The sequence below is a fragment of the Phenylobacterium sp. genome (assembly GCF_046590535.1).
In the GTDB taxonomy this organism is placed as follows: Bacteria; Pseudomonadota; Alphaproteobacteria; order Caulobacterales; family Caulobacteraceae; genus Phenylobacterium.
The window spans coordinates 1-3,783 of sequence record NZ_JBKJTG010000163.1; the positions used below are offsets into that span (position 1 = coordinate 1).

Sequence of the window (3,783 nt, forward strand, 5' to 3'; positions counted from 1 at the left end):
CAGCGTGCTGTAGGCCCCTTCGCGCTCGTGCCTGACAGAGCGCACGTCGAGCCCGCGCTCCTTCGCCAGGAACGGCGCGTTGACCATGTTCACGGTGTCCGAATAGACCCGCATCAACCCGGCGAGCACCGCGCCCTCGATGGGCTTCCCATTGAGGCCCGCCGCGGCGCCTTCGCGCTCGATCGAAATCTGCGTGAGGTTGCCGTGCGCGAGCTGGCCGACAAGGCTGCCGAGGTTTTCGGCCAGCTTCATGTACGGGCGCAGCTTGGGGGCTTCCTCGGCGCTCAGCGAGGGCATGTTGAGCGCGTTGGTGACCCCGCCGGTGACGAGGAAATCGGCCATCTGCTCGGCCACCTGCAGCGCGACGTTCACCTGCGCCTCGGTCGTGCTCGCGCCGAGGTGCGGGGTGCAGATGAAGTTCTTGGTCCCGAACAGCGGCGATTCCTTGGCCGGCTCGGAGGCGAACACGTCGAGCGCCGCGCCGGCGATGTGGCCGCTCTCGAGCCCGTCCTTGAGCGCAGCCTCGTCGATCAGCCCGCCGCGCGCGCAATTTACGATGCGCACGCCGGGCTTGGTCTTCTCGAGCCGTTCGCGGCTGAGGATGTTGCGCGTCTGGTCGGTCAGCGGGGTGTGCAGCGTGATGAACTCGGCGCGGGTCAGCAGCGTTTCGAGATCGACCTTCTCGATGCCGAGTTCGATCGCGCGCTCCTCGGTGAGGAACGGATCGTAGGCGACGACCTTCATGCGCAGGCCCAATGCGCGGCTGGCGACGATCGAGCCGATGTTGCCCGCACCGATCAGCCCGAGCGTCTTGCCGGTGACCTCGACCCCCATGAAGCCGCTCTTCGGCCATTCGCCCGCCTGGGTTTGTTCGTTCGCTTCCGGAATCTGGCGGGCGAGCGCGAACATCATGGCGATGGCGTGCTCGGCGGTGGTGATCGAGTTGCCGAAGGGGGTGTTCATGACCACCACCCCGGCCGCGGTGGCGCAGGGGATGTCCACATTGTCCACGCCGATGCCGGCGCGGCCGATCACCTTGAGGTTCTTCGCCGCGGCGATGACGTCCTTGTCGGCCTTGGTGGCGGAGCGGACGGCCAGGCCGTCGTAGTCGCCGATTATCTTGAGCAGTTCGTCCTTGGTCAGGCCGGTCTTCACGTCGGCGTCGACGCCGCGCTGCTTGAAGATCTCGATGGCGGCAGGGCTGAGCTTGTCGGCGATGAGCACGCGGGGCATGGGAATTTCCTTGAGCAAAGGGGCAAGCCCCCTCCACCGCTTCGCGGTCCCCCTCCCCCAATTCGCGCGACGCGCTGGGGGCGGAATCAAGGACCTCGGTGGAGGGCGCCGAAGGGTTCAGGCGGTGAGCAGGTCGGCGGCGACGGTGGCGAAGGCCCAGTCGAGCCAGGGGGTGAGGGCGTCGAGGTCCGAGGTGTCCACCGTGGCGCCGCACCAGATGCGCAGGCCGGGCGGGGCATCGCGGTAGCCGCCCACGTCCAGCGCCACGCCCTCGCGCTCCAGGGCCGCGGCCAGCTTCTTGGCGAAGTCGGCCTGGGCGTCGTCGGAGAGGCCGGTGACGCGGCTGTCGATCACCTTGAGGCACACCGAGGTGTTGGAGCGGATCGCCGGATCCTGCGCCAGGAAGGCGGCCCAGGGCGCACGCTGCGTCCAAGCCTCCAGCACGGCCAGGTTGGCGTCAGCGCGGCGGCGCATCTCGGTAAGGCCACCGATGGAGGCCGCCCACTTTAGGGCATCCACCGCGTCCTCCACCGCCAGCATGGAGGGGGTGTTGATGGTGGCGCCTTCGAAGATCTCCAGGTTCACCTTGCCGCCCCCACCTTCTTTGTTTGGGGCGGTCATGCGGAACAGCTTCGGCATGGGCCAGGGGGGCGTGTAGCTTTCCAGGCGAGCGACCGCGCGAGGCGACAGGATCAGCACCCCGTGCGCCGCCTCCCCGCCCAGGGCCTTCTGCCAGGAGAAGGTGATGGCATCGAGCTTGGTCCAGTCGAGATCCTGAGCGAAGGCGGCCGAGGTGGCGTCGCAGATCACCACCCCCTCGCGGTCGGCGGAGATGAAGTCGGCGTTGGGGACGCGGACGCCCGAGGTGGTGCCGTTCCAGGTGAACACCAGGTCGGCGTCGGGACGGACCCTGGTCAGGTCGGGCAGCTCGCCATAGGGCGCATCGAGCACCTCGGCGGGGATTTTCAGCTGCTTGACCACGTCGGTGACCCAGTCCTTGCCGAAGCTCTCGAAGGCCAGCAGTTGGACCGGGCGCGGGCCGAGCATCGACCACATGGCCATCTCCACCGCGCCGGTGTCGGAGCCGGGGACGATGCCGATCAGGAAGTCGTCGGGGACCTGCAGCACCTCGCGGGTGCGGTCGATGGCTTCCTTGAGGCGCGCCTTGCCGATCTTCGACCGGTGCGAGCGGCCGAGGACGGCGTTCTGGAGATTTTCGGGGGTCCATCCGGGGCGCTTGGCGCACGGGCCGGAGGAGAATTCGGGACGCGCGGGGCGCATCGCCGGCTTGGCGAGGGTCGTCATGTCGATGTCTCCCATCCTTACAGATGGACTGCGCCCCGTTGGGAGGGCGTGGCCCGCCGGCCAAGAGCCCGGGTTCGTGTTGCGGTGCAAGAGAAACTTTCTGCAAGACCATGTGAGCGGTCCTGACGGCGCGCGGGCTTGGCGCGCAGGGCGGCGGCGTGCTCAAGCTCGGCCATGCTGCAGTCCAAAGCCCTCGACTGGCTGGTTCTGGCCTTCCTTGTGGTGTGCTGGGGCTCGGCCTTCGCCGCCCTGAAGATCTCCACCGTCCACGTGCCGCCGTTGTGGAACACCGCGGGCCGGCTGGCCGTCGCCCTGCCGGTGCTGGCCGTGGTGCTGGTGCTGTGCCGGACCCGGCTGCCGCCGTTGCGCCATCCGGCGTGGATCGCCTATGCCGCCATCGGCCTGGTGGGCATGGCCGCGCCGTTCTTCCTCTACGCCTACTCCGCCCAGCGGCTGCCCAGCGCCATCAACGCCATCTGCAACGGCGCCTCGCCGATCTTCACCGGCCTGCTGGCTCACGCCTTCATCGCCAGCGAGCGGCTGACGGCGCGCAAGGCGGCGGGCGTGCTGCTGGGATTCGGCGGCCTGGTGGTGCTGGTGGCGCCTCGGCTGCAACACGGCATGACGGTGGAGGTGGCGGCGCTGGGCGCGGCGCTGCTGGGCGCGCTGTTCTACGCCATCGCCAATGTGCTGACCAAGCAGGCGCCGGCGGCGCCCTCGAGCGTCGGCGCCCTGATGATGTGCCTGTGGGCGGCGCTCTACGCCGGCGGGGCGGCGTGGGCGGTGGAGCCACTGCCGCCGTGGCCGCCGCTGCCCGCACTCCTGTCCATGGTGGCGCTGGGGGTGTTCTCCACGGCGCTGGCCACGGTGGGGTTCGTGTTCCTGATCCAGCGCCGCGGGCCGCTGTTCATGTCGATGGCCATCTACCTCGCGCCCGTGTGGGCGACCGTGCTGGGGATGGTGGCGTTGGGCGAGCGGCCTGGATGGCTGGCGTTCGCGGCCCTGGGACTGATCCTCGCCGGCGTCGCCCTGGTGACCCTTACCCGGAGGCGGTCAGTCTAGGGCGCTGCTGGCGGCCGCGGCGCGGCGGCGCACGGCGGTGGCGATGCCCAGCGCCAGGCAGAGCAGGATGCCCAGGAAGTTGAGGTTGTTCACCGTGGCGTGGAACATGTCGTTGGCCGGCCGCTCAGTGACGAAATAGTAGGCGTGCAGGGCGAACTGGGCGGCATAGAGCAGCATGGCGCC

At 69.3% G+C, this 3,783-nt stretch carries 3 protein-coding genes and 1 pseudogene; 1 reads left to right on the top strand and 3 read right to left on the bottom strand.

Annotated elements, in window-relative coordinates:
* Both serA and ACLL81_RS09725 read right to left on the bottom strand, forming a co-directional pair.
* On the bottom strand, nt 1–1,233 hold a 1,233-nt coding region (gene serA, locus ACLL81_RS09720), incomplete at its 3' end, for a phosphoglycerate dehydrogenase (protein WP_411288142.1).
* Nucleotides 1,234–1,350: 117 nt separating this feature from the next.
* The gene (locus ACLL81_RS09725) at nt 1,351–2,538 is read right to left on the bottom strand and encodes a phosphoserine transaminase (RefSeq protein ID WP_411288143.1); all 1,188 of its coding nucleotides are present in this window, start codon (nt 2,536–2,538) and stop codon (nt 1,351–1,353) included.
* Between the two features lie 174 nt (nt 2,539–2,712).
* Between ACLL81_RS09725 and ACLL81_RS09730 the strand changes: the two genes are divergently transcribed.
* Complete coding sequence (locus ACLL81_RS09730) at nt 2,713–3,600, top strand: DMT family transporter (protein WP_411288144.1); 888 nt, start codon at nt 2,713–2,715, stop codon at nt 3,598–3,600.
* On the opposite strand, the pseudogene ACLL81_RS09735 reads toward ACLL81_RS09730, so the two are convergent.
* Nucleotides 3,592–3,783 (bottom strand): annotated as a pseudogene (locus ACLL81_RS09735) (hypothetical protein); the annotation flags it as partial. The gene ACLL81_RS09730 and the pseudogene ACLL81_RS09735 sit on opposite strands and share 9 nt — an antisense overlap.